The 24,638-nt window shown below is 61.9% G+C and carries 21 protein-coding genes; 12 read left to right on the top strand and 9 right to left on the bottom strand.

Annotation, left to right across the window (positions count from 1 at the left end; genetic code table 11):
• The first annotated feature begins 4 nt into the window (after positions 1 to 4).
• The 8 genes from AC0L26_RS20970 to AC0L26_RS20935 all read left to right on the top strand — a co-directional run bounded on the left by AC0L26_RS20970 (position 5) and on the right by AC0L26_RS20935 (position 8,840).
• Positions 5 to 985 (top strand): sugar-binding transcriptional regulator, encoded by a 981-nt coding sequence (locus tag AC0L26_RS20970; protein WP_473634299.1) that lies wholly within the window; start codon positions 5 to 7, stop codon positions 983 to 985.
• A complete protein-coding gene (locus AC0L26_RS20965; protein WP_473634298.1) occupies positions 982 to 1,977 on the top strand; it encodes an aldo/keto reductase in 996 nt (331 codons plus the stop codon). The genes AC0L26_RS20970 and AC0L26_RS20965 overlap by 4 nt, the downstream gene beginning before the upstream one ends.
• A gap of 18 nt (positions 1,978 to 1,995) precedes the next feature.
• Positions 1,996 to 3,732, top strand: coding sequence for a glycerol-3-phosphate dehydrogenase/oxidase (locus AC0L26_RS20960; protein ID WP_473634297.1), 1,737 nt, complete (start codon positions 1,996 to 1,998; stop codon positions 3,730 to 3,732).
• Complete coding sequence (locus tag AC0L26_RS20955) at positions 3,705 to 4,547, top strand: class I fructose-bisphosphate aldolase (RefSeq protein ID WP_473634296.1); 843 nt, start codon at positions 3,705 to 3,707, stop codon at positions 4,545 to 4,547. Before AC0L26_RS20960 ends, AC0L26_RS20955 begins: the two co-directional genes overlap by 28 nt.
• Before the next feature lie 25 nt (positions 4,548 to 4,572).
• Entirely contained in the window at positions 4,573 to 6,087 is a 1,515-nt protein-coding gene (locus AC0L26_RS20950) for an FGGY-family carbohydrate kinase (RefSeq protein WP_473634295.1), read from the top strand.
• The gene (locus AC0L26_RS20945; protein WP_473634294.1) at positions 6,084 to 7,706 is read left to right on the top strand and encodes a GMC family oxidoreductase; all 1,623 of its coding nucleotides are present in this window, start codon (positions 6,084 to 6,086) and stop codon (positions 7,704 to 7,706) included. Before AC0L26_RS20950 ends, AC0L26_RS20945 begins: the two co-directional genes overlap by 4 nt.
• A 229-nt stretch (positions 7,707 to 7,935) precedes the next feature.
• A complete protein-coding gene (locus AC0L26_RS20940) occupies positions 7,936 to 8,325 on the top strand; it encodes an antitoxin Xre/MbcA/ParS toxin-binding domain-containing protein (RefSeq protein ID WP_473634293.1) in 390 nt (129 codons plus the stop codon).
• Positions 8,322 to 8,840, top strand: a complete 519-nt coding sequence (locus AC0L26_RS20935; RefSeq protein WP_473634292.1) for an RES family NAD+ phosphorylase — start codon at positions 8,322 to 8,324, stop codon at positions 8,838 to 8,840. Before AC0L26_RS20940 ends, AC0L26_RS20935 begins: the two co-directional genes overlap by 4 nt.
• A 37-nt stretch (positions 8,841 to 8,877) precedes the next feature.
• Here AC0L26_RS20935 and AC0L26_RS20930 read toward each other — a convergent pair whose 3' ends face one another.
• The 9 genes from AC0L26_RS20930 to AC0L26_RS20890 form a co-directional block, all read right to left on the bottom strand.
• Entirely contained in the window at positions 8,878 to 9,897 is a 1,020-nt protein-coding gene (locus tag AC0L26_RS20930; protein ID WP_473634291.1) for an LLM class flavin-dependent oxidoreductase, read from the bottom strand.
• Between the two features lie 205 nt (positions 9,898 to 10,102).
• Positions 10,103 to 10,636 (bottom strand): VOC family protein, encoded by a 534-nt coding sequence (locus AC0L26_RS20925; RefSeq protein WP_473634290.1) that lies wholly within the window; start codon positions 10,634 to 10,636, stop codon positions 10,103 to 10,105.
• 32 nt (positions 10,637 to 10,668) lie between these two features.
• The gene (locus AC0L26_RS20920; RefSeq protein ID WP_473634289.1) at positions 10,669 to 12,264 is read right to left on the bottom strand and encodes a GMC family oxidoreductase; all 1,596 of its coding nucleotides are present in this window, start codon (positions 12,262 to 12,264) and stop codon (positions 10,669 to 10,671) included.
• A 118-nt stretch (positions 12,265 to 12,382) separates the two neighbouring features.
• On the bottom strand, positions 12,383 to 13,522 hold the full coding sequence (locus tag AC0L26_RS20915) for an ABC transporter substrate-binding protein (RefSeq protein WP_473634288.1): 1,140 nt from the start codon (positions 13,520 to 13,522) through the stop codon (positions 12,383 to 12,385).
• 160 nt (positions 13,523 to 13,682) lie between these two features.
• Positions 13,683 to 14,765 (bottom strand): ABC transporter ATP-binding protein, encoded by a 1,083-nt coding sequence (locus AC0L26_RS20910; protein WP_473634287.1) that lies wholly within the window; start codon positions 14,763 to 14,765, stop codon positions 13,683 to 13,685.
• A complete protein-coding gene (locus AC0L26_RS20905; protein WP_354491805.1) occupies positions 14,762 to 15,565 on the bottom strand; it encodes an ABC transporter permease in 804 nt (267 codons plus the stop codon). The genes AC0L26_RS20910 and AC0L26_RS20905 overlap by 4 nt, the downstream gene beginning before the upstream one ends.
• Before the next feature lie 2 nt (positions 15,566 to 15,567).
• Positions 15,568 to 16,446, bottom strand: coding sequence for an ABC transporter permease (locus tag AC0L26_RS20900; RefSeq protein WP_473634286.1), 879 nt, complete (start codon positions 16,444 to 16,446; stop codon positions 15,568 to 15,570).
• A gap of 269 nt (positions 16,447 to 16,715) precedes the next feature.
• Entirely contained in the window at positions 16,716 to 17,579 is an 864-nt protein-coding gene (locus AC0L26_RS20895) for a sugar phosphate isomerase/epimerase family protein (RefSeq protein WP_473634285.1), read from the bottom strand.
• Between the two features lie 134 nt (positions 17,580 to 17,713).
• On the bottom strand, positions 17,714 to 18,538 hold the full coding sequence (locus AC0L26_RS20890; protein WP_473634284.1) for a helix-turn-helix domain-containing protein: 825 nt from the start codon (positions 18,536 to 18,538) through the stop codon (positions 17,714 to 17,716).
• Positions 18,539 to 18,710: 172 nt separating this feature from the next.
• Between AC0L26_RS20890 and AC0L26_RS20885 the strand changes: the two genes are divergently transcribed.
• The 4 genes from AC0L26_RS20885 (at position 18,711) to AC0L26_RS20870 (ending at position 24,623) form a co-directional block, all read left to right on the top strand.
• Positions 18,711 to 20,513: a thiamine pyrophosphate-binding protein gene (locus AC0L26_RS20885; protein ID WP_473634283.1), complete on the top strand. Its 1,803-nt coding sequence runs from the start codon at positions 18,711 to 18,713 to the stop codon at positions 20,511 to 20,513.
• 91 nt (positions 20,514 to 20,604) lie between these two features.
• Entirely contained in the window at positions 20,605 to 21,915 is a 1,311-nt protein-coding gene (gene hisD / locus AC0L26_RS20880) for a histidinol dehydrogenase (protein WP_473634282.1), read from the top strand.
• Positions 21,912 to 23,435, top strand: coding sequence for a GMC oxidoreductase (locus tag AC0L26_RS20875; protein ID WP_473634281.1), 1,524 nt, complete (start codon positions 21,912 to 21,914; stop codon positions 23,433 to 23,435). The genes hisD and AC0L26_RS20875 overlap by 4 nt, the downstream gene beginning before the upstream one ends.
• Positions 23,436 to 23,456: 21 nt before the next feature.
• The gene (locus AC0L26_RS20870; RefSeq protein WP_473634280.1) at positions 23,457 to 24,623 is read left to right on the top strand and encodes a Gfo/Idh/MocA family protein; all 1,167 of its coding nucleotides are present in this window, start codon (positions 23,457 to 23,459) and stop codon (positions 24,621 to 24,623) included.
• Positions 24,624 to 24,638 lie beyond the last annotated feature (15 nt).

Here is a 24,638-nt window from a genome sequence, read left to right as displayed (position 1 = left end):
AATCATGTCACCAAGCAATCCGCGGGACGACATCACGATCGTCCGCCAGATGTACCAGGCGCTTGTGCTTCATTACATGGAAGCCAAGACGCAGGCTGAAATCGCAAAGGAGCTCGGCATCTCGCATGCGACCGTCAACCGGCTGATCAAACGCGGTCATCAACTCGGGCTGGTCGAGATCAAGATCAAGTCGCCGGTCGAGCAGCTGGTCGACATCGAGACGCGACTTGTCGCGATAGGCGGCATCCAAAGGGCCGTCGTCGTCCCTTCCGTTTCGGACAATCCGCAGACCGCGCTCCAGCGCGTCGGCGAGGCTGCGGCCAGGCTGGTGCTCGAGACGATCAAGGACGGCGATACGATTTCCATAACGGGAGGCAAGGGGGTGAGTGCCGTCGTCGCCGGTCTCAAGCCGAACCGCAGCTACGACGTCGAGGTTATTCCCGCGACCGGCCTGGTCCAGGGCAAGCATTACACCGACGTCAATCATGTCGCGTCGCTGATGGCCGACAAGCTCGGCGGGCGCGCCTTTCAGATTCACGCGCCGTTGTTTGCCGACAGCCCGGCCCAACGCGACATGTTGATGGGCGTCCGGGCCGTTTCGGACGTCTTCGGCAAGGCGCGGGAGGCAACGCTTGCGGTTGTCGGCATCGGCTCCATCCTGACCGACGATTCGAGCTACTACGATTTGCACCCGTCCTCGAGCGCCGACCGGCTGGCCATCGAGCGCTCGGGCGCGGCGGGCGAGCTGCTCGCCCATCTCATAGACGGCAGCGGCAAGCTCGCCGACTACCGCCTCAACCACTCACTCGTTTCGCTGACGCTCGAGGAATTCGCGACCATTCCGCAGTCGATCGGGGTTGCAAGCGGCGCAAGCAAGGTGGTTCCGATCCTCAGTGCCATGCGCGGTTCTCACCTAGATACCCTCGTCACCGACGAAGCCACCGGCTTGAAAATCCTCGAGCTCGCCGAAGGAAACGCAGCATGAATTCTCGACAAATTACCCGCTCGATCGGCAAGTCCGGCGTTGTCACGTCGGCAGTCGGGCTCGGCACCTGGGCCATCGGCGGCTGGATGTGGGGTGGCACCGATGAAGCAGAATCGATCGCTGCGATCCAGGCGTCCATCGATGCCGGCGCCTCGCTGATCGACACCGCGCCGGCTTACGGTCTCGGCCGCAGCGAGGAGATCGTCGGCAAGGCCATCAAGGGCCGGCGCGACAGCGCGGTCATCGCCACCAAATGTGGCCTGAACTGGCATTCGAAAAAGGGCAACCACTTCTTCGATCAGGACGGAAAGCCGGTGAACCGATATTTGGGCGCCGACGGCATCGCTTATGAAGTGGAGCAGAGTCTGAGGCGGCTCGGCACCGACTATATCGATCTCTACATCACCCATTGGCAGGATCCGACGACCTCCATTGCCGAAACAATGGGAGCGCTCGAACGCCTCAAATCAGATGGCAAGATCCGCGCCATCGGCGCAAGCAATCTCAACGCCGCCGAGCTGCAGCAGTATGTAGGAGCTGGCCAGCTCGACGCGATCCAGGAAAGGTATTCGATGCTGGATCGCGAGATTGAGCAGACATTGCTGCCGATCGCGCGCCAGCATCAGGTGGCTGCGCTCAGTTACTCGTCGCTTGCGCTCGGCCTGCTTTCGGGCGCGATCGATCCGGCGCGTGAGTTCAGCGGCGACGATCAGCGCAAAGACAATCCGCGCTTCTCTCAGGCCAACCGGCGCAAGGTCGCGGCTTTGAAGCATGCCCTGACCCCGGTCGCGGAGATCCACCAGGCGACCATGGCGCAGATCGTCATCGCCTGGACGCTGGCGCAGCCCGGCATCACCTTCGCATTGTGTGGAGCGCGAAACGCCAAGCAGGCGCTCGACAACGCCAGGGCAGGGGAGATTTTGCTGAGCGCTGCGGAACTGGCGGCCGTCGATGCGGCGGTGGCCGGGCATCTCGTGGCGATAGATGCGTGATCGAAAGCGCATCTCGAGATGAATCGCATCCAGACGATCGCCGGCTTGCGCGAGAACCCCAATGTTGACGTGCTCGTCATAGGCGGCGGCATCAACGGCATCAGCGTGTTTCGCGAGCTCGCTTTGCAGGGCGTCGATGTGCTGCTCGCGGAAAAGGGCGATTATTGTTCCGGCGCCAGCGCAGCCCTCTCGCGCATGGTTCATGGCGGCTTGCGCTATCTTGAAAATGGCGAGTTCAAGCTGGTCCGCGAGTCTCTTCTCGAACGCGATCGGCTGTTGAGGAACGCGCCGCACTACGTTGCGCCACTGCCAACCACGGTGCCTATCTTCGATCTGTTCTCAGGCATGGCAAATGGCGCAGTCCGCTTCCTTGGGCTAAGCCGTCGTCCGGGCCGGCGCGGCGCATTGGTCATCAAGACCGGCCTGGCGATGTATGACTTCTTCACCGCCGCACGGCGTGTCGTCCCGACGCACAAATTCAGAAGCCGCGCTGAAACGCTCAAGGTCTGGCCTGCAATCAATCCTGCTATTCGCAATTCGGCGACATATTATGATGCCTGGGTCAGCCACCCCGAGCGGCTGGGTACCGAGATGCTGCGCGATACCATGAAGGAGAAGCCGTCGGCCCGGGCGCTCAACTATGCACGCGTGTCGCTCGACGACGCCAGCCTGGTGCTTAACGACGGACTATCCGGCGAAACGATGGCCGTGAAGCCGCGGCTCGTCGTCAACGCCACAGGCGGCTGGATTGACTTGACCAATTCGGCGATCGGAGCCGTTGCACCGAAGCTTATGGGCGGCACCAAAGGCTCACATCTGATCGTCGACAATCGCGAGCTTCATGACGCGCTCGACGGTCACATGATCTACTACGAGAACGAGGACGGCCGGATCTGCATCCTGTTCCCCTATCTCGGCAACGTGCTGGTCGGCTCGACGGATATCCGTGTCGATGATCCCGACCAGGCGCGCTGTGTGGATGACGAGCGGCAATACATCCTGCAGTCGTTGTCCTTCGTGTTTCCTGAGATCGAGATCGCCGATACTGACATCGTCTTTCAGTTCACCGGGGTGAGGCCGCTGCCGATAAGCCAAGACAGTTTTACAGGGCGCATCCCCCGCGATCATTTCTGCGAACTCGTCGAGGGCGCCGGTACACTACCGCCGACGCTCTGTATGATCGGCGGGAAATGGACAACCTTCCGATCGTTTGGCGAACTGGCAGCGGATATCGTGCTTGAGCGATTGCGCCGACAGCGCGTCGTCGGCACCGAAAACATGCCGATCGGCGGCGGCCGGGATTTTCCCATTGCGCCGGCAAAATGGTGCGCAGAACGCGCAGGGGTGCACGGCCTGTCGCTTGACCGGATGCGCAGCCTTTTCAAGCGCTACGGTACCGCGGCGGATGCCGTCGCCGCCCATATGGCCGCGGGACATGACGAGCTCTTGCCCGGCAGCGACTACTCGGCCCGCGAGATTCAATATCTCATCGCCAATGAATATGTCGAGAAGCTGGAGGACCTGCTGCTGCGCCGCACGACAGTCGCCATCACCGGTGCTCTCTCGACCGACCTTCTCGATGTGGCTCTCGATATTCTCGCTGTCGAAAAGAACTGGGACGCCGCGCGCAAGGCATTCGAGCGCACCGATTTCCTTGCCCTGTTGCAACGCCGGCACGGCGTCGATCTCGACCAGCTATCCCAAAAAGACCAAGGAAGGAGCGCCGAATGCGCATCAACAAGAAAGTCCGCATGAACCGGTTGTTCGGCGGAGCGCGCTGTCTCGATGTCGCAGTCGACCATGGCGTGTGCAACGAGCCGTCATTTCTGGAAGGGCTCGAAGATATGGCCGGCGTCGTCACCCAGCTGGTCGCCGCGGGACCGGACGCCATTCAGATGAATTATGGCCAGGCCGATCTGCTGCAGTGCTTGCCTGGCAAGGACAAGCCAGCATTGGTCATGCGTATAGACATGGGCAATCCATACAACAAAACCCGCCATCGCTCGATGTGGGCGATCCTGCAGAACGAAGCCGAGCCACTGATCGGCGCGCTGGAAATGGACGCGGCCTGCGTGGTCGTCAATCTTTTCATGCTGCCCGATGAGCCGGACCTATTCCGGCAATGTGTCCACAACATTGCCCGCGTTCGCGCCGACTGCGAGAAATACGGCCTGCCGCTGATGATCGAGCCGCTGGCAATGCTGCCCAATTCGGAGCGCGGAGGCTATATGGTCGACGGCGACCCCGAGAAGATCGTCACCCTGACCCGGCTCGCAAGCGAGATGGGCGCCGACATCATCAAGGCGGACCCGACCACCGATCCGAACGACTTCCACCGGGTCGTGGCGGCGGCACGCTGCCCTGTCCTTGTGCGCGGTGGGGGCAGGGAGGATTTGCGCGCTGTCTTCGACAAGTCGGCGGCGCTGATGGCACAGGGCGCGGCCGGCATGGTCTATGGCCGCAACATATACCAGCATTCCAACCCTCGCGCCGTCGTGAGAGGATTGATGGCGATCATCCATGACAATGCGGACGGCGCGGCAGCCTGGGAGCTCTACCAACAAGAATAAGTTTGGCAGCTTGGGAGGAGCTTCAATGCAGCAATACATTTTGGGTCTTGATGCGGGCAACACCGTCATCAAGGCCATCATTTTCGACACCGCCGGTCGCGAGCTCGCGCTCGCCGCTCGGGACGGCCGCTCCTGCATGTCAAAGCCCGGCCATGTCGAGCGGGACCTCGGCGAATTGTGGCGCAACGCCGTCGAGGTCATCCGCCAGTGCCTCGACCAGTCGGGCATCGACCCTAGCGACATCGCAGCAATCGGCTGCGCCGGCCACGGCAACGGGCTCTATGCGTTGGACCGCGGCGGCGACCCGCTGCTCGGCATCCAGTCGCTCGACACACGCGGCGTCGGCATTGTGAGCGAATGGGCGGCCGCGGGCGTTGGCGACCGGACCTATGCCCACTGCCTGCAACGGCCCTGGGCGGCGCAGACGCCGACGCTACTGGCGTGGCTCAAGCGCCACGAACCGGCGCTTTTCGCCCGAATAGGCACCGTCTTCCTGTGCAAGGATTTTGTCGTCAACCGCCTCACCGGCGCACGCTCGACCGAGACCTCGGACATGTCGGGCTGCGGGCTTTTGCAGATGCCCGGCCGACGCTACGAGCATGAGTTGCTGGCCGCCTACGGTCTCGACGATTGCATGGAACTGCTGCCGAGCGTGCTGGAGGCCTCTGACATCGCCGGCCATATCACGCGCGATGTCGCCGCCGCCACCGGCCTTAGGGCGGGCACGCCTGTGGTGGCGGGCCTGTTCGACGTCGTCGCCAGCGCCATCGGTTCGGGCGTCACCAGCACCGGCGCCGCCTCCATCATTGCCGGCACCTGGAGCATCAATCAGGTTATCACCGACGAGCCGATCCGGGATCCGTCGATCTTCATGCTGTCGACATTCGATCCGGTGCGCTACCTCGCCATCGAATCGAGCGCCACTTCGGCCGCAAATCTCGAGTGGATCGTGCGTGAGTTCTTCGAGCATGCACCGCCGGCAGGTGGATCGCCATTCGATATCTGCAGCCAGCTTGTTGCTTCCGTCGATCCCGCGGGAGACATGCCGATCTTCCATCCATTCCTTTACGGCTCGCAGCAGAATGGCAAGGCGCGTGCAGGTTTCTACGGCATCGCCGGCTGGCACACGCGGGCGCATATGCTGCGCGCACTGTTCGAGGGCGTCGTCTTCGAACATCGGCGCCATGTCGAGACGCTGCGTCGAGCAGGAGCCACGGTCAGCCAGGCGGTTCTTTCGGGCGGCGGCTCGCGCAGCGCCATCTGGCCGCAGATATTCGCCGATGTGCTTGATGTGCCGGTGACCGTAGCGCGCAGCCGCGAGACTGGTGCGCTGGGCGCTGCAATTGCAGCTGGGACAGGCGTCGGCCTGTTTGTCGACTTTTCCGCGGGCGCCGCCGCGATGACCGCGCCCGACCGCTGCTATCAGCCTAATGGCGAGATCGCACCGGTCTATGAGCAGCGGTATCGTCTGTATGGCGAGATCAACCAGGCCATGGGTCCGCTATGGGACAGGATGGCAAGCGAACGGACCTTTAATTGACACAGACCGCTGCCGATTTTGGACAATATGACTTTATCATCGTCGGTGCGGGTTCAGCCGGCTGCGTGCTGGCCAACAGACTGTCGGCCAATCCAGGCATGCGCGTGCTGCTTCTGGAGGCCGGCGGCAGTGACCGCTACCACTGGGTCAACATTCCCATCGGCTATCTCTATTGCATGGGCAACCCGCGCACCGATTGGCTAATGAAGACCGAGCCGGAGACCGGGCTGAACGGTCGTACGCTCAACTATCCGCGCGGCAAGCTTCTGGGCGGCTGCTCGTCGATCAACGGCATGATCTACATGCGCGGCCAGGCGGCCGACTATGATGGCTGGCGGCAGGCCGGAAATCTTGGTTGGGGCTGGGACGACGTGCTTCCATATTTCCGCAAGTCCGAGGACCATTTTGGTGGCGCCAACGATCTCCATGGTGCCGGTGGCGAATGGCGCGTCGAGCGGCAGCGCCTGTCCTGGCCAATCCTGGATGCATTCCGCGATGCTGCCGAGGAACTCGGCATTCCCCGGACCGACGATTTCAACGGCGGAACCAACGAGGGGTCGGGCTATTTCGAGGTCAACCAGAGGAAGGGCGTGCGCTGGAATACCTCGAAAGCGTTCCTGCGGGGCGTGCTGCGGCGGCCGAATTTGCGCGTCGTGACCGGCGCCGAGACCGAGACCCTGGATTTCGACGGAGCTTGCGTCACTGGCGTTGTCTTCCGCATGGGCGGTCGGTTGCATCGTGCGTGGGCAGGCGAGACGATACTTGCCGCTGGCGCGATCAATTCGCCGAAGCTGCTCGAGCTTTCTGGCGTTGGCCGGCCTGACGTGCTTGGCGCCGCAGGTATTCCGGTTCGCCACGCGCTCGAAGGCGTCGGCGAGAACCTGCAGGACCATCTACAAATCCGCACAGTCTTTAAGGTCGCCAATGCCTCAACCCTAAACCAGCGCTACCACAATCTGTTCAGCCGCGCGGCCATGGGCGTCGAATACGCCATCCGTCGCACCGGACCGCTGTCGATGGCGCCGAGCCAGCTTGGCATCTTCGCCAGAAGCGACCCACGCCTGGAGACGCCCGATCTCGAATATCACGTCCAGCCGTTGAGCACTGACCGGCTGGGCGAGCCGCTGCATCGCTTCCCCGCAGTCACGGTTTCGGTCTGCAATCTCAGACCGGAAAGCCGCGGCACTGTCCACATAGGGGTGGCCGATCCGCAGACTGCCCCAAAAATCCGGCCGAACTATTTGTCTACCGAGGTAGACAAGACCGTGGCTGTAGCCTCGCTCCGCCATGTCCGTCGCCTGATGAAGGCGCGTGCAGTTGCGCCTTTCGCGCCTCAGGAAGTACTGCCTGGTACGCAATATGAAAGCGACGAAGATCTCGTCCGCAAGGCCGGCGATATCGGTACTACGATTTTCCATCCGGTTGGCACCTGCAAGATGGGCACAGGCTCGATGGCGGTGGTCGACGGCCGGCTGCGGGTGCACGGCATTTCCGGCCTGCGCGTCGTCGACGCTTCGATTATGCCGACGATCGTTTCCGGCAACACCAACTCTCCAGTGGTGATGATCGCGGAGAAGGCATCGGAAATGATCTTGCAGGACGTCAACCATGAGAAATGATCGTCGGTGGCGCATCTGAGCTAAACTGAAACGAATGAGCAGTGCATGCGATTCTCAGCGTCCCGCCGATCGATGTGTTCGACAGACGTACGACAAGTGCTTCGAAGCGCAGCACGTCACGTGGACACATCGGACGGCCCGTGGCGGCTTCCGGGACTTGAAGACGGTCGATAGTTGTCATATGTTTTGCACAGTGAATGCGACTATGGATATGACAAGAGAGAGATCTATGGGTCAGGCCCTTAAGAGACCGGTGCAGAATGAACCTCTGGTTTTGTCATATATGGACCGGGCCGGGAAAATTGCCATTGACCAGGTCGCGGGCGGTTTTGGAATGTCCAAGAGCCAACTGGCGGAGACCGCCGGTCTTGCCCGCGAAACCCTCTATCGGCTAGAGCGGAGCCGCACGGCCAAGACACAGGGGCGTCTACGGGAAATGCTCGAGATCATCAGCCGCGTGGTCGATTGGGCGGGCGGCAAGGAACAGGCCATGGCCTGGTACCGAGCCCAGCCGCTGCCGGCGTTCGGCGGACGCACCGCCGAAGCCCTCGTGAAGGAAGGCAAAGCCGCCGCCGTTCGCGACTATCTCGATCATATGGCTTTGGGTGGCTTTGCTTGAGGTTTGTCGGAACCTGCTACAGGGCGCATGATCCACGTTGGGCATTCAAGCCGACTTCCGGTGACGGAGCGGCGATCAGGGGTGCCCGATTCAATCCCAAAGGTGTGCCGGCGCTTTATCTGGCGCTGACCGTAATGACAGCGGTCAAGGAAGCCAACCAGGGTTTCGCGCATCGGATCGACCCCTGCGTGCTGTGCTCTTATGAGGTGGACTGCGGGGACATCACTGATCTGACGACGGAGCAGGGGAGGGGAGAATCTTCTGTCACGTTCGAGGACATGGCCTGCGTCTGGGCGACAGCTCTCAGCGGGGGAGAGCGTCCTGCATCCTGGTTCATCTATGACCGACTGCGGCCTCAAGGCATTGCCGGTATTCTGGTTCCGAGTTTTGCTCCAGGCGCCGAGACGGAGGACCGCAATCTGGTGCTGTGGGACTGGGGTCCGGATCTTCCGCACAAGGTGAACGTGTTCGATCCGAGCGGTCGGCTGCCGAAGGACCAGCTGTCCTGGCGATGAAGCATTCGCGGAAGGGCAGGGGCTTTGGCCGCAGGCGTCAGCGCCAGCCCAGGGCCGGGGCGACATGGGTCAGGATCGCCTCGATGACATGCGCGTTGTAATCGACGCCGAGCTGGTTGGGAACGGTGAGCAGCAGCGTGTCAGCCTCCGCAATCGCTTCGTCCTTCTTCAGTTCCTCGATGAGGCCGTCCGGCTCGGCGGCATAGGTGCGGCCGAACACGGCGCGCCTGTCCGCTTCGATGTAGCCGAAATGATCCTCGCTCTCATTGCTGCCGAAATAGGCGCGGTCGCGATCGTCGACCAGCGCGAAGATGCTACGGCTCACCGACACCCGTGGCTCGCGTTCGTGACCGGCCGCTTTCCAGGCCGCACGAAAGGCCCGGATCTGTTCGCCCTGCTGAATGTGAAAAGGCTTTCCGCCCTCGTCGAATTTGAGCGTAGAGCTCTGCAGGTTCATTCCCAGTTTCGCCGCCCATTCCGCGGTGGCATTGGTCGCGGCGCCCCACCAGATCCTGTCGCGCAAACCCTCCGAGTGTGGTTCGACGCGAAGCAGGCCAGGCGGGTTTGGAAACATCGGCCGCGGGTTCGGCTGGGCAAAGCCTTTGCCGCGCAAGACTTCGAGCAGCACTCCCGTGTGCCGCCGGGCCATGTCGGCGTCGCTCTCACCCTCTTGCGGGGCGTAGCCGAAGTAGCGCCAGCCGTCGATCACCTGCTCGGGCGAGCCGCGGCTGATACCCAGCTGCAGACGCCCGCCGGCGATCAGGTCGGCGGCACCGGCGTCCTCGGCCATGTAGAGTGGGTTCTCGTAGCGCATGTCGATCACCGCTGTGCCGATCTCGATGCGGCTGGTCTTGGCGCCGACTGCCGCCAACAGCGGGAATGGCGAGCCGAGTTGCCGTGCGAAGTGATGCACACGGAAATATGCCCCGTCGGCGCCCAGCGCCTCGGCAGCAACGGCGAGCTCGATGGATTGCAGCAGAGCATCGGAGGCTGATCGCGTCTGCGACTGCGGTGAGGGCGCCCAGTGTCCGAACGACAGAAATCCGATTTTTTTCATGAGAATGCCACGTCAGAGTGAAAGGCGTCCTCGTTATCTAGTTATTGAACCGCCCGCTTGCCACGCCAATTCGGACCGGCAGATGGGAAGAAGGATAGGGAGGGGTTTTTGCCCTCTGGAACCTGGAAGCATTGGTCAGGCTGCAAAATACTCCGAGACCTCTGCGGCTCCGAACGGCGCGTGCCCCAAATGCTGCGAGCGTCCGCTACCGAGCCGGCTTCCAGAGCAGCTTTGGTGCATCCGTCTCGTAGGCCTTGCCGTTGGGGTAGCTGATCAGTTCCATCTGCAATCCCCAGGGTGCCTCGAAATAAACCCAGGATTCGCCGGCTCCCGGTCCTTGCTTTTCGAGTTCGGGCCGGTCGAAGACCTTGACGCCCTTAGCTGCCAGATAGTCGGCGGCCGCCTCGACATCCTCCACATAGAAGCAAAGATGGTAGCCGCCGATGTCGCTGTTTCTCGGATAGATTCGCTTCTGGTCGGGCGCCTCGAAATCGAACAGTTCGATGTTGCTGCCGTTCCCGCAGCGCATGAAGACGACTTCCTTCATGTTGGCGCGCGGATGGATGTTCATCTTGTCCTGCATGAAGGTGCCATTGTCGTCCTTCATCGAGCCGCCGGAATAGATGAAGTCGCAGCCGATCACATCTCCGAAGAAGGCAATCGCCTCCTTCATATCGGGCACCACGAGACCGATATGGTCCATGGCGGCTAATGCCGGCATTCCTTTTCTGTCGTTCATCTATGCCTCCTGCATAAGAAAATCGCTTCGGTTTAACGCGCGTTGCGGCCGCGGCGAATGAAGTCGGCGACACGTTCTCCGACCATGATCGATGGCGCGTTGGTGTTGCCTGAGGGCACACTCGGCATGACCGAGGCGTCAGCGACGCGCAGGCCGCCGAGGCCGTGCAACCGCAACTCGCTGTCGACCACTGCCATCCGGTCGTTGCCGATCCGGCAGGTGCCGGTCGGATGCAGAGCGCCTTGCGCCATCTCCTTGACGTAATCGCGATAGTTCTCTTTCGTCTGCATCGGCCGGCCTGGGTACTGCTCGCGCTTGATCACGGGGGCAAGCGCCGCCTGCGCCATGATCCGCTGTCCTAGCCGAACGCCCTCAGCCATCGTGTCGAGGTCATAGGGATCGGAAAGATAGTTCGGCACGATGCGTGGCGGTGCGAACGGATCAGGCGAACGCAATTCGATGAAGCCCCGCGACCGTGGCCGGGTTTGGCAGACGTTCAACGTGCAGCCGTTTCCACTTTCAATCCGCGCAACGCCTTCCTCGATGCCGGAGCCGGCAAGGAAAGCATATTGCAGGTCGGGGTGCGGGTCGTCGGCGTTGCCCCACCAGAACGCACCGCCCTCGATGATGTTTGAGCAGACTGGCCCTTGTCGGAACAGTGCGTATTGAAGGCCGGCCCAAAGCTTCCAATGCAATTTCTTGTATTTGTCGTAGCCGTCTGGTCCGTTGAGTTCATAAATCAGGTAGCAGTCCATGTGGTCCTGCAGGTTGCGGCCGACGCCCGGTAGGTCATGCACGACGGGCACGCCGACCTGCCGCAGATGCTCGGCCGGACCGATGCCGGAAAGCAGCAGCAGGCGGGGCGAGTTGATTGCACCGGCCGACAATATGACCTCGCGCTCGGCGCGTGCGACGAGCGTGCGCCCACCTTGGACGTATTCGACCCCGACGGCGCGATTGTTCGCGACCAGGATGCGCATAGCTCGGGCGCCAGTCTGCACCTTGAGGTTTGGCCGCCTGCGCGCTGGCTTCAAATAGCAGATAGAGGCGCTGGCGCGGCGGCCGTTGCGCGCCGTGATCTGGTAAAGGCCCGCGCCGGCCTGCACGCCGCCGTTGAAATCGGCGACATAGGGGATCCCCGCCTGCTGGCAGGCCTTGAGCCAGGTCCGCGTCAACGGGCTGACATACTGCGGATTGGAAACCTTCAGCGGCCCGCCGGATGCATGCGCCTCGCCGGCTAGCGTGTCGTTGTCCTCGGCGCGCAGATAAAAGGGCAGAACGTCCTTGTAGGCCCAACCCTCGGCGCCTTGCTGGGCCCAGCCGTCATAGTCTGATGGAATGCCGCGGATATAGAGCATCGCATTGACGGAACTGCCGCCGCCCAGCACGCGCGCTTGCACCATGGTCGGCGGCGTTGCCTTTGGGTTCTCGGCGGTCGGCTCCTGTTCGAACCGCTGCAGCAGACTGCCGGTCGCGGTCTTATAGACCATCACCGGAAGATGGATTTCGATGGCGCGGTCCTCCGGCCCTTCCTCCAGGAGAAGCACGGAACTGCCGGCATCCTCCGAGAGCCGCGACGCGGCTACGCAGCCGGCGGAGCCGCCACCGATGACGACATAGTCTGGCATGAGGCTGTCTCTGTTGCACAAGCGGTACGATGGGCGGACGGGCAGCCGCGCAAGCGCAGCTGCCGTCCGTAGAGAGCGCCGGGGAGGATGCGCCTTCTGGCTGGATGTGACGGAAGCCTCAGCCCGCCTTGAATTCGTTCCAGGCGGCGACCCAGTCGGCATAGGTCGCATACTGCTCCGACTCGAGCGGCGGAATGCCGAGGAGCGGAGCAGCTTTGAAGATCCCTTCGACATCGGAATAGTCGAACAGCGCCTTGGTCTCGGGCGGCAGCAGATCGACCGCCTTCGACGAGACGACACCGGCTGCATTGCGGGTGACGACCTTGGCCTGCACTTCCGGCGAGATCGCCTGGTTGAAGAATTCGTAGGCGGCTTCCTCATTGTCTGCGCCAGGCGGCATGAACCAGGCGTCGCACCAGGTTGCGGCGCCTTCCTTAGGAATCGTGTAGATCGTCTCGACCCCTTGCTTGGCCGTCTCCGTTGGGATGCCGGTCCAACCCGCGAAACAGGCGGCGACCTCGCCCGAAACCATGAGCGACACCACGTCGCCGTAGGTCAGGCTGATGGTGCGGGCCTGATCGCGGTAGAGCTTCAGGTGCTCGAACGTCTTGGCCATTTCGTCCTTGGTTAAGTTCGGGAAACTTGTGAAGCCGGCCAGAACGGCAGCGACCGGCCACGTGACAAGCGTGTCGTCAACCAGAACGATTTTACCTTTCAGCTCAGGCTTGAGCAGGTCCTTGTAGCTGGTCGGCTTGTCCATCAGCTTGGGATTGTACACGATGGTGTTGAGGCCCCAGGCATAGGGCACACCATGGAGTTCGCCGTTCCGGAACCAGGTCGGCTTGTCGTAGAAGACGTCGAAGAGGTTGTCGGCGCTGTAGTTCGGCAGCTTGGACCTGTCGAGCGGCTTGGTGATCTTCAAAACGTCGAGATACAGGTCGGCGTAGCCCTGGTTGTATTCGGCGGCGTCGAAAGGCGGCGGGTTGGGCACGCTAAACTTCGTGGTGACGTCATCCTGGTTGCCCATCGCCGAGACTTCGACGTTGAGGCTATTTTTCGAAATCCAGTCGGCAAGCTCGTCGGTCAGCTCCCAGCCTTCCCAAGCCATGATCTGCAAGTCGCCAGAGGCGGCGTGTGCCAGATTGGGGATGAAAGGCGCGAGCATCGCGCCGCCGGCAAGGGCTGTTGCGCCGCCAAGAAATGATCGGCGGCTCGTTGCGAATTGCATGACTTCGTCGGTGGACCAGATTTTTCTCATTGTCGAATTCCCCTTTTTGAGATCCGTTAAGAATTTGATTGTGTTGGCATCCGCGCCGCCAAACAATTTCGCATGGTATCGAATGCCGGCGCTTCATGGCGCGTTGCGTGCGTCAATGTGCGAATGCCCTCGTCGGAAGGTGCACAATTTCGGCGCCGCGTCAGGCGTGCGGCAGCATGATGACATTGGCCGAATCCCAATAGATGCGGGTTCGGTCGCCAACTGACGGCAAGGCGAGATGGCCGTTGCGCTGCACCTGGATACGGACCGGCGACTGGTCGTCCAGGCGCACGGTGTAGAACGAGCGGCTGCCGATGAAGACGACATCCTCGACTGTGCCTTCGGCCGACTGCGCCGCCTCACCGCCCTGGAAACTCAAGGACTCCGGGCGAATGGAGACGATGATGCGCTCCGATACCTGGCGATGCTCAGTCTCGGCGCCGAGGAAGGGAATCCCGGCCGTCGTGACCGCAGTGGTGCCGATGCCATTGACCGCGCTGACGGTCGCATCGAACAGATTGGTTTCCCCGAGGAATTTCGCGGCGAACAACGATTTCGGTCTGGCGTACATGTCCTCGGGCCGGTCGATCTGCACGATGCGGCCCTTTTCCATCAGCACGACGCGATCCGACAGGATCATCGCCTCGTCCTGGTCATGGGTGACGTAGACGAAGGTGGCTCCCGTCTCGGCATGGATGCGCTTCATCTCGGCCAGCATGTGCTGGCGGATTTTCAAGTCGAGCGCGGCGAGCGGCTCGTCGAGAAGCAGTACCTTGGGGCCGTTTACCAGCGCGCGGGCCAGCGCCACGCGCTGGCTCTGGCCGCCGCTGATCTCGTCTATGTAACGGTTGGCGAAGTTGTCCAACTGCACGATGTTCAGCATGCGATTGACCCGCTCCTTGACTTCGGACTTCGGCAAACCCTTGACCTTCAGGCCGAATGCGACGTTCTCGAACACGTCGAGATGCGGAAAGAGTGCGTAGCGCTGGAACACCATGTTGACAGGCCGGCGTTCGGGCGGCGTGCCGGCGCAGTCGTTGCCGTCGATGCTGATCGTCCCCGAAGTCAGCGTCTCGAACCCGGCGATGAGGCGCATGAGCGTAGTCTTGCCGCACCCGGATGGTCCGAGCAGCGTCAGGATCTCGCCTTGGCGGATCGACAGATTGATGTCGGTCAGCGCGGTAAAACTACCGAAGACTTTCTTGCCATCGCGGATATCGATGATCGTCTTGGGATTGGTCATGGCAAAGGCTCCAACTGTTCCACGCGGCCGGCGATCGCGGAGCGGCGGCGCGCCTGACCGATCAGCCAGGACGCAACCAGGATTGCGATCGAGAAAAAGAGGGCGAGCGTCGAGATGGCGTTGACGAGTGGCGTCACCGTGCGGCGCATCATCGACCAGATATACATCGGCAGCGTGGTTTCTGTGCCGGCGACGAATGACGTCACCACGAATTCGTCGAAGGAAACCGCGAAGGCGAGAATCGAGGACGCAATCAATGTCGGCGCGATCAGCGGCAGCGTAACGCGGGCAAAGGTCTGTATCTGCGAAGCGCCCAGATCGCGCGAAGCCTCCTCCAGCGAAGGATCGAACAGGGCAAGACGCGCCTTCATGGCGACGATCAGGATCGGGATGGCGATGACGACATGGGCGATCACGATCGTGACGGTCGAGAGCTGAGTGCCTGACTGGGCGAAGAGGACGAGCAGCGACACGCCGACGAACAGGCCCGGCAGCGCGATCGGCGTCACAGTCAGCGCTTCGATCATGCCGCGGCCGGCACGGCCAAAGCGCAGCCAGGCCAACGATGCCGTAGCGCCGAGCAGCAGGGTCACCAGTGCTGTGAGAAGGGCAACCGTTAGGCTCTTGATCACCGCGGAAGCCAGTTGCGCATTGCCGAGCAACTCCTCGTACCAACGCAGCGAAAATCCCGCGAAGGGGAAGGACAGCGACGGCGACGCATGGAATGAGAACAGTACGATAATCAAGAGCGGCGCGAGCAGGAAGGCCAGGATGGCCCAGACGATGATCCGCAACAGCACAGTCAGATCTCCCGCTCGGTTTTCGCCCGCCGCTTGACGATCAGGCCGGTGGCGCGGCCAAACGCCGTGATGAACGCGTAAAGGACGATCGAAATACCGAACATCAGGAAGGCCTGCGCCGCACCGAGCGGCCAGTTGCCGGTTTTGCGGAACTGGTCAGCGATCAGGAGGCCCGTCGTCTGTCCAGATGAACCGCCCAGCATCTGCGGCGTCACGTAGTCGCCCGCGACAAGGATGAAAGTCAGCATGAAGGCGCCGATCAGGCCGTTGGCAGCGTTGGGGGCGATGACCTTGAAGAACGCGCCTATCGATGACGTGCCTAGGTCGCGCGCCGCATCGATCAGGTCGCGCTTGATCTCGCTCAATGAGGACACGACGAGCAGGATGCAGAACGGCAGGTAGATATGGACCAACGTGATCGTCACCGCGAACGGGCTGAACAGGAAAGCCGAGACCGGGTGATCGATGACGCCGAGCTGCAGGAGCACAGTGTTGAGCACGCCATTGGTGCCGAGCAGCGTGCGCCAGGCGTAGATGCGCACCAGATAGCTCGAGAACCACGTGATGAGGATGAGATAGAGGATGGTCTGCGAACGGCTGACATAGACAAGATAGTAGCCGACCGGGATCGACAGGATCAGCGTGACCGTGGCGGTGAACAGGCCGATGCGAATGGCGTTGAAGGTAACCTTCCAGAAGACGGGCGAGGCTAGCGAGCCGAGATAGTTGTTGAACTGGAAGTCCGGCACGATGCGGTAGGATGCGGACGACCAGAAGCTGTAGGCGAATAGGGTCAGGCTCGGTACAATGAAGAACACGAGCATGTAGAGTATCGCCGGCGTGGCCAGCAATGTCCCCGTTCTCGTGCGTGTAAGAATCATTTGCAGCACTCCCGCAGGGCTTCGTCCATCGCCGCCCATCCGAGCCGGCTCCGTCCGAGGCCGTCGGCGCCGATCAACGGCGCAGTCATGGTTCCCGTCGGCAGGTCGTCAGATTGACCGATCCGTCGCCTGCTCTTGCCAGGTGATAGTCCGCAGTTTCGCGCCGGTTAACAATTTCGCACGACAGGGTTTCCTGAAGCGATCTTGCGCACGCCGCGCGAAGTATTGCTTCCAAACCGAGGTATCTGCCACCGGGATAGATTGGGCCATCAGGCCCTTATGTCGGCCGCATCGAGAACTGCAGAGATCGAGGCCGCGGATTTCGTTGCGATCTCTTCGACCGACATGGCGGCCAGCATCGGGGAAAAGACCTCCGGTCCGACCTGGTTGAGGCCGCCGCCCTCCGCCAGGATCCGGATGATCTCCACATTGGGAAAGTCGCCGTCGCCCGGAAAGAGCCTGTTGTAGCAATCATCCTTGATCGAGATGCCGGCCGGAAGATCGAGCGGCCCGTCGTTCAGTTGCAGGCAGTGGATCATGCCGCTGGGAATCTGGCGAAGCGTGTCGAGCTTCGAGCGACTGCGGACGAAATGCCAGACATCGAAGACCAGACCGGAATTCGGCTGGTCCGCTGCACTGACGATTTGCCAAGCCATCTCCAGCGTCGGGACGCCCCACAATGGTATGAATTCGAGATCGCAAATTACCCCGTAGGTCGCGGCGCGACGGCATATGGCGGCGTATTGCTGGGTGATCTCGTCGATCGACATCGCATTCAACGGGAACGTGGCATTCAGGCTCATATGCGTGCAACCCAGTCCATCGATCAGCCGAAAGAAGGCGTCCGGCGCCGTGTCGACGGTGCGGATATAGGCTTCGTCCATGTTGTCGGGACGCCAGATGCGCGGCCAGGTGTTGAGCGGATCGAGCCGGGTGATCGAGATGCTGTCGTCGGCTGCTCGTGACTTCATCTCGGCAAAGCTCATGCCGCCTTCCAACAGCCGCTCGACCTCCAGCGGCATTAGCGAGAGTTCGCCGAATCCGGCCAAGCGCGTAGCGCGAAGCTTTTCCTGGAGTGGCAGGTGCGCCACGTTGGAAAACGGCATCATGGTCGAATTGACGGGGCCTGCCAAAATTCGCGCTCCTTCTGACCAGACGTTCGGCGCACTGCCGGACCGCGCCAATTGACACGGCCGCGCACGCTCCCGCAATTTCGTGGCGGACACATTGGCGAGCGTGTTTGACGCTTTGGCCGCGTCGGATTGCGTCAGCCGAGCTGGATCATTTCCGAGCCATCGCCGAGGAATTGCAAGGCCTCGCGTGGGATTGAAGGGTCGCCGCGATCGAGCACGGTCAGTGCGTTGAGGTGCTCGCGTTTGAGCAGCCCGGGCCCCCGGTAGTGCAGTGCCACCTTGGTCGAATAGGGCTGGCGGAACATGGTGGCGGCGATGCCTGTGGCGATGCCGAACATGAATTTCGATGAGCTGCGCTTGACCGGCGCATAGACGCCGAAGGTCAGCTCGTTACGTTGGATGCCCTCGAAGTCGGCGGTGAAAAGTCGGCCTGCGACCGGAAAAACGAAGCCATAATACTTAAAAACGTACTCCGTCTTCGTTGGATCGTCGTAGCTCGGAAACCGCTCGATGTAATAGTGCTGCAGGAACTGATTGTTCTTGTAGATGCAGAACGCCGAGCGCAGGACGAACCCCTTGTAGATCGACGAGTACTGGTAGCGGTCCCAGACGCCGAGTACCTCTTTCTGGTCACCGCTCGATTCGACGATCATCGCTTCGACGAACTTGTTGAGCTCGGGCGAACGGCGTACATTTTCCATGGCGTGGAAAAAATTGCCCTCCACGAGGGTGCGGAACTCATCCGGCTGCGAGAACAGAATCGGCACGCTGAGGCCGAAGTAATTGGCGATCAGCCGCAGGTTCTGCGGCGAGGGCATGTGCAGCCCGGAAAGATATTTGTTGAATTGCTGACGGTTAAGATTGATCTTGCGGCAGACGGCCGAGATCGAGCCGTGGCGCTCGCAGAGCAGGCGCAGGTTGGCCGAAAAGTGAGCTACCTGGTTTCCATCGTGTTCCATCAATCCCGCCCACTTTAAGTCACATGCCGCATATGTTGCGTCATGTCGCGTCAATATTCAAGTGTCTGCGAAATTGTGCGTCAAGGACAATTTCCTGAAACTCTGCCTCAATCCTGCTGCCGGGCACCGAGATCGAGCGGTCGCCGGCCACACGAAAAACGAGGTGGAATCCATGAAGTTGACGGGCGGACAGATCGTAGCACGAGCTTTGAAGGAATACGGCGTCGAATATGTCGCCGGCGTTCCCGGTCACGGCATCTGGTCGTTATTCGACGCATTCCTCGAGTCCGGCTCGCAGATCCCGTTTATCCAGGTCATGCACGAGCAGAGCGCGGTGCACATGGCTGATGGCTATTTCCGGGCATCGGGCAAGCCGATGGCGTGCTCGACCTCGATCGGCCCGGGCGCGACCAACACCATCATCGGTCTGGCGACCTGCTACACCGACTCCATTCCGGCCTTCTATGTTTCGGGCGGTCCGGCGACGCACATGAAGGGCCACGGCGTCATGCAGGAGCTGGAGCGCCAGCAAGAGAACGCGTTCCCGCGCATCACCGAGCAGGTGACGAAGCGCGTGTACAAGGCGGGCCGCGTCGACGAACTGCCCTTCATCATGCACCGTGCCTTCAACACCATGCTGTCGGGTCGGCCCGGTCCGGTGCATGTGGAAGTGCCGATGGACCTTCAGACCGAGGCGGCCGACGTGACCATCCACCCGCTCGCTTCGCGCATGGCGATTGGCGTCGCCTATCCCGATCCCGTCGCAGTCGAAAGAGCGGCGGCGTTGCTGTTGTCGGCCGAGCGGCCGGTCATCATCGCAGGCGGTGGCGCAATCAGCGCCAACGCCTCGGAGGCATTGCTTGCGCTGGCTGAGAAGGTTGGAGCCGCCGTCTCCTCGACCTGGAACGGCAAGGGTGCCTTCCCCGAGGATCATCCGCTGTCGATCGGCGCTGTCGGCCAGACCGGCACGGCCTGCGGCAATCGGATCACGGCCAGCGCCGACGTCGTCATGTCGGTCGGCTGTCGCTTCACCGACTGGTCGGCGTCCAGCTATCGCAAGGGCGCATCCTTCTCCATCCCGCCCGGCAAGCTTATCCATGTCGATCTCGACCATCATGAGATCGGCAAGAACTACCCGACCGAAGTCGGTATCGTCGCCGACGCCCGCGCCACGCTCGAGGCGATGCTGGCGCTGATCTCGGACCAGCAGGCTAGCCGCGCGCTCAGCCGGCGCGACCGCTTCCATGCCGATGTCCGCAAGGCTAAGGCGGAATGGGAAGAGATGCTGGCGCCGCGCCGCGACTCGAACGAAAGCCCCTTCACATCGCAGCGACCGCTCGGCGCATTGCGCAAGGTGATGGACCGCTCGGGCATCATCCTTGCCGGGTCGGGCAACACGCAGGGCGCAGTCAAGCAGACCTTCCCGGTTTATGAGCCGCGAACGCATCTCACTTCGGGCTCGTTCTCCCCGATGGGATGGGCGGTCCCGGCGGCCCTTGGCGCAAAGCTGGCGCAACCCGACCGCCAGGTCGTTGCAGTGGTCGGCGACGGCGATTTCATGATGTCGCTGCCGGAAATGGGCACGGCCGTCATGAACGACATCCCTGCCGTGTTCCTGGTCCAGAACAACCGCGGCTACATGTCGATCCGCGGCGGCCAGCGCAAATTCATGGGCCGCCACGTCGGCAGCGAGTTCAACCACCACAAGGGCAATGGCGAGCCATACACCGCCAACATTGCCGAAGTGGCCAAGAACTTCGGCATGGAAGCCTGGAAGGTCGAGGACTCGGCCGACCTGGAAAAGACGCTGAAGGCTGCGCTCGATTCCAACGCGCCGGCGCTGGTCGAGGTGACCACCTCACGCGATGCGGCCGGGCCGTTCGTCACTGGCTGGTGGGATTTCCCGTCGCCCGCCTACTACGAGAAGGAGCAGGCGGAATACGCCGCCGGCCGCGAACTCGAACAGCATATGTGATTTCGCAAAAGCGGTTGTCTCCCGAAAACGCGCCGCTCCGGCCTCACTCTCGAATGAGGGGCGATGAAACGCCTCGCCAAAAGGTCCAGACATGATCAGACGGCTGAAATCGTCCAAGGCTGCTGCGGGGTTTGCGCGGGACGCGAAGCTGACCGCGACCGTGGAGGCGCTGCTGGCGGATGTCGCGGTTCGCGGCGATGCGGCGGTTCGGGAACTGTCGATGAAATTCGACGGACTTGACCGGCCGTCCTACCAGCTGAGCGATGCCGAAATCCGAGCCTGTGTCGACAGCCTTACGACTCGCGAGCGTGACGACATCGGCTTCGCGCAGGACCAAGTGCGCAACTTCGCACAAGCGCAACGCGATTCTCTGCTCGACATCGAGGTCGAGACGCTGCCCGGCGTGATCCTCGGCCATCGACATATCCCGATCGAAAATGTCGGCTGCTACGTGCCAGGTGGGCAGTACCCGCTACTGGCCTCCGCACATATGTCGGTTTTGACGGCAAAGGTCGCCGGTTGCGACCGCGTCATCACCTGCGCGCCGCCGCTCAAGGGGCGACCGGCGCCGATGATCGTCGCCGCCCAGCATCTTGCCGGTGCAGATGAGATCTACTGCATGGGCGGGGTCCAGGCGATCGCGGCGATGGCTTATGGCACAGAGACGATAAAATCCGTCGATATGCTGGCCGGCCCGGGCAACGCTTATGTCGCGGAGGCCAAGCGATTGATGTTCGGCCAGGTCGGCATCGATCTCTTCGCCGGACCGACGGAGACGCTGGTGATCGCCGACGATACGGCCGACGGCGAGCTGTGCGCTACCGATCTGCTCGGCCAGGCCGAGCATGGCGTGAATTCGCCGGCGGTGCTTCTGACCAATTCCGAAAAACTGGCTCGTGACACGATGCGTGAGATTGAGCGGCTGCTGACGATCCTGCCGACCGCGGCCATTGCCGGCCAGGCCTGGCAAGACTGTGGCGAGGTGATCGTCTGCGACACACTGGACGAGATGGTCGCGGAAGCCGACCGCATCGCTTCCGAGCATGTCCAGGTGATGACCGCCGATCCTGACTACTTTCTCGACAACATGACCAACTACGGCGCGCTGTTCCTCGGCCATCGCACGACCGTTGCCTATGGCGACAAGGTGATCGGTACCAATCACACGCTGCCGACCAAGACCGCCGCGCGCTATACCGGCGGCCTTTGGGTCGGCAAGTTTCTGAAGACCTGCACCTATCAGAGGATCACGACTGACGAGGCTTCGGCCATGATTGGCGAGCGCTGCTCCAGGCTTTGCATCATGGAAGGCTTTGCCGGCCATGCCGAGCAGGCCAATGTCCGGGTACGCCGCTTCGCGCGCAAGAACGTCGGCTATGGGCAAGCGGTCGAGGCCGCATGACCAACATCCGGCCAGCAGAGCTTTCCGCCGACATCGTCATCATCGGATCGGGTATCGGCGGCGCAACGGCGGCTTCGGTGCTTGCCGATACGGGCGCCAAGATCCTCATCCTCGAACGCGGCGAGCAGCTTCGGGACACGCCGGAGACGCGCGACGAGCGCGCTATCTTTCAGCGCGGACATTTCCGCACGAAGGAAGTCTGGCTCGACGGCACGGGAGCGCCCTTCAGCCCCGGCAATTTCTACAATGTCGGCGGCAACTCTAAATTCTATGGCGCAATCATGTACCGCAACCGCGCGGAGGATTTCGCCCCGCAGCGGCATATGGAAGGCAGCACGCCCGGTTGGCCTTTTGATTACGACGAGATCGAACCGTGGTACGGCAAGGCAGAGCGCCTGTTCCGCGTGCGTGGTCAAATCGGCGAGGACCCGACGGAGCCGCCGCATTCAACGGCCTACGATTTTCCCGCCATTCCGGACGAGCCCTCGATCGGCAAGGCTCGGCAGCGGCTGAAGAACGTCGGCATCCACACAAGTTCACTGCCGGTCGCAATCGATCATGTCGCGTGGCTGAAGCGCGCACCGACTCCATGGGATGCCTTTCCCGACACTTTTACCGGGAAGATCGACGCGGAGACTGGCCCGCTCGCGGCAGCACTCGCGCACGACAATGTCGAGCTCTTGACCGGCGCGGAGGTGCTGCGCCTCGACACGGACGCCTCGGGCAAGACGATCACGCAAGCAACGATCCGCCACAACGGGCAGGACATGCCGGTGCGCGCGAAACGTTTCATCCTGGCGGCAGGCGCGGTCAATTCCGCGGCGCTCCTGCTGCGCTCGGCCAACGGGCAGCATCCGAACGGTCTCGCCAACGGCTCCGACCAAGTCGGCCGCAACTTTATGAACCACAATTGCACCGCGATGATCACGCTCGATCCCCGCCTGCGCAACACCGCGGTCCATTCCAAAACCTTCGGCTTCAACGACTTCTATCTGCACGATCCCAAGACCGGCTTTCCGCTCGGCAACGTGCAACTGCTCGGCAAGATATCGGGACCGATCTTCAAGGCCAACATGCCCAGCGTGCCGGAGTTCGTTACGGGGCTGATCGCCCGCTATTCCTTCGACTGGTACGTCATGAGCGAGGACCTGCCCAATCCCGCAAGCCGGGTCATGGTTGACGGGTCGGCGATCGTGCTCGACTGGCAGCGCTCCAACATGCTCGGCCACAGGACGCTGGTTGAGCGGGTGCGTGGCGTGTTCAAGGCGGCCGGCTTTCCAGTCGTGCTTTCGCGCGCTTTCGATCGTCGTACGCCGTCGCATCAATGCGGCACGGCCAAGATGGGTACCGATGGGGCGACCTCGGTCGTCAATACCCATTGCCGATCGCACGACGTCGAAAACCTTTACATCATGGACGCGAGCGTGCTGCCGACGTCGGCTGCTGTGAATCCGGCACTGACCATCGCCGCGGTCACACTGCGCGCTGCGTCAAAGCTGCGTGCCGAACTGGTCCGTTAATTCGAGTGGACAGGAGGACCAATGAGTAGATCCGTGAAAGTAGCCGTTCTGGGTGCCTGCGGCTGGATGGGCAAGGTCCACACTATGTCCTACCAGAACATCCCGTTCATCTTTGGCTCGGACAAAGGCACGGCAGAAATCGCCTGGCTCGTCGATGGAAGTGCACCCGCACTGGAAAAGGCCGGCAGGCTGGTCCCGAATGCGCAAACGTCGACCGACTGGCGCGCTGCCGTGGCCGACCCGTCCGTCGAGTTAATCGATATCTGCCTTCCCGATAGCCTGCACCACCAGGTCGCCAAAGCAGCGCTTCTCCAGGGAAAGCATGTCTATTGCGAAAAACCGCTTGCCAATACGGCGACCGAAGCGCGCGAGCTCGCCGACATCGCGGCCAAGAAGGGCGTCATCACACGCGTCGGTCACGCGTTTCCGCGCAATCCGATCCACGACGTTGCCAAGGACATCATCGATTCCGGCGAGATCGGTGACATTAAGCTGTTCAAGGCGTGCCAGCATGTCGATGTGCTGGGCGATCCGAACGCACCCTTCATGTGGCGCGCAGACGGCAAGCTCGCGCCGACGGGCATCGTCGGCGATACCGGCAGTCACGTCTTTTCGTTCATGGAGCGGCTGGTAGGGCGCGTGTCCGAACTCATCGCCGACTGTGCGATCATCACGCACAAGCGTCCCGTAGTCGCCGGGTTCAACTACGGCAGCGCTGCCGCGCTTTCCGGTACCGAGGACATGGCCGAAGTGACCAACACCGATGCCACGAACCTGCTCTGCCGCTTTGAGAACGGTGCGATGGGCATCGTCGATTTTAGCCGCGTCGCGACCGGCCGCAAATTCATGCAGACCTATGAAATCTACGGCACGACGGGCAGCATCGCCTACGACTATGATGAGGTAAACCGCCTGCGCTTCTACACCAACGAAGATCGCGTCGGCCGCCGGGGTTTTCGCGAGATCGACGTCGGGCCGGAGAACGCCACCTATGCCGCGTTCCTCCCAATCGCGAACTTCGCGCTCGGCTACAATGAATCAAAGCAGATCGAGATCGCCGAGGTGGTGCGCTCCATCGTCACCGGCGAGCAAATGTGGCCGACCTTCGAGAGCGGCCATCATATCACCCAGATCGTCGACGCCTGCCTCGATTCCTCGCGGCGTCGCCAATGGGTCGCGATCACCTGACTGGAGCGTGTTTCG

The sequence above is a fragment of the Mesorhizobium sp. WSM4823 genome, from assembly GCF_055811195.1.
This window is presented reverse-complemented; position numbering and strand designations above follow the sequence as displayed.

Bases quoted from the DNA above. Each gene is read 5' to 3' on its own strand.
- AC0L26_RS20910 (WP_473634287.1), bottom strand. From the start codon at position 14,765: ATGACCAATCCCAAGACGATCATCGATATCCGCGATGGCAAGAAAGTC.
- AC0L26_RS20955 (WP_473634296.1), top strand. From the start codon at position 3,705: ATGCGCATCAACAAGAAAGTCCGCATGAACCGGTTGTTCGGCGGAGCG.
- AC0L26_RS20890 (WP_473634284.1), bottom strand. From the start codon at position 18,538: ATGGAACACGATGGAAACCAGGTAGCTCACTTTTCGGCCAACCTGCGC.
- hisD (WP_473634282.1), top strand. From the start codon at position 20,605: ATGATCAGACGGCTGAAATCGTCCAAGGCTGCTGCGGGGTTTGCGCGG.
- AC0L26_RS20925 (WP_473634290.1), bottom strand. From the start codon at position 10,636: ATGAACGACAGAAAAGGAATGCCGGCATTAGCCGCCATGGACCATATC.
- AC0L26_RS20960 (WP_473634297.1), top strand. From the start codon at position 1,996: ATGAATCGCATCCAGACGATCGCCGGCTTGCGCGAGAACCCCAATGTT.
- AC0L26_RS20875 (WP_473634281.1), top strand. From the start codon at position 21,912: ATGACCAACATCCGGCCAGCAGAGCTTTCCGCCGACATCGTCATCATC.
- AC0L26_RS20950 (WP_473634295.1), top strand. From the start codon at position 4,573: ATGCAGCAATACATTTTGGGTCTTGATGCGGGCAACACCGTCATCAAG.
- AC0L26_RS20920 (WP_473634289.1), bottom strand. From the start codon at position 12,264: ATGCCAGACTATGTCGTCATCGGTGGCGGCTCCGCCGGCTGCGTAGCC.
- AC0L26_RS20930 (WP_473634291.1), bottom strand. From the start codon at position 9,897: ATGAAAAAAATCGGATTTCTGTCGTTCGGACACTGGGCGCCCTCACCG.
- AC0L26_RS20965 (WP_473634298.1), top strand. From the start codon at position 982: ATGAATTCTCGACAAATTACCCGCTCGATCGGCAAGTCCGGCGTTGTC.
- AC0L26_RS20970 (WP_473634299.1), top strand. From the start codon at position 5: ATGTCACCAAGCAATCCGCGGGACGACATCACGATCGTCCGCCAGATG.
- AC0L26_RS20940 (WP_473634293.1), top strand. From the start codon at position 7,936: ATGGGTCAGGCCCTTAAGAGACCGGTGCAGAATGAACCTCTGGTTTTG.
- AC0L26_RS20870 (WP_473634280.1), top strand. From the start codon at position 23,457: ATGAGTAGATCCGTGAAAGTAGCCGTTCTGGGTGCCTGCGGCTGGATG.
- AC0L26_RS20885 (WP_473634283.1), top strand. From the start codon at position 18,711: ATGAAGTTGACGGGCGGACAGATCGTAGCACGAGCTTTGAAGGAATAC.
- AC0L26_RS20915 (WP_473634288.1), bottom strand. From the start codon at position 13,522: ATGAGAAAAATCTGGTCCACCGACGAAGTCATGCAATTCGCAACGAGC.
- AC0L26_RS20900 (WP_473634286.1), bottom strand. From the start codon at position 16,446: ATGATTCTTACACGCACGAGAACGGGGACATTGCTGGCCACGCCGGCG.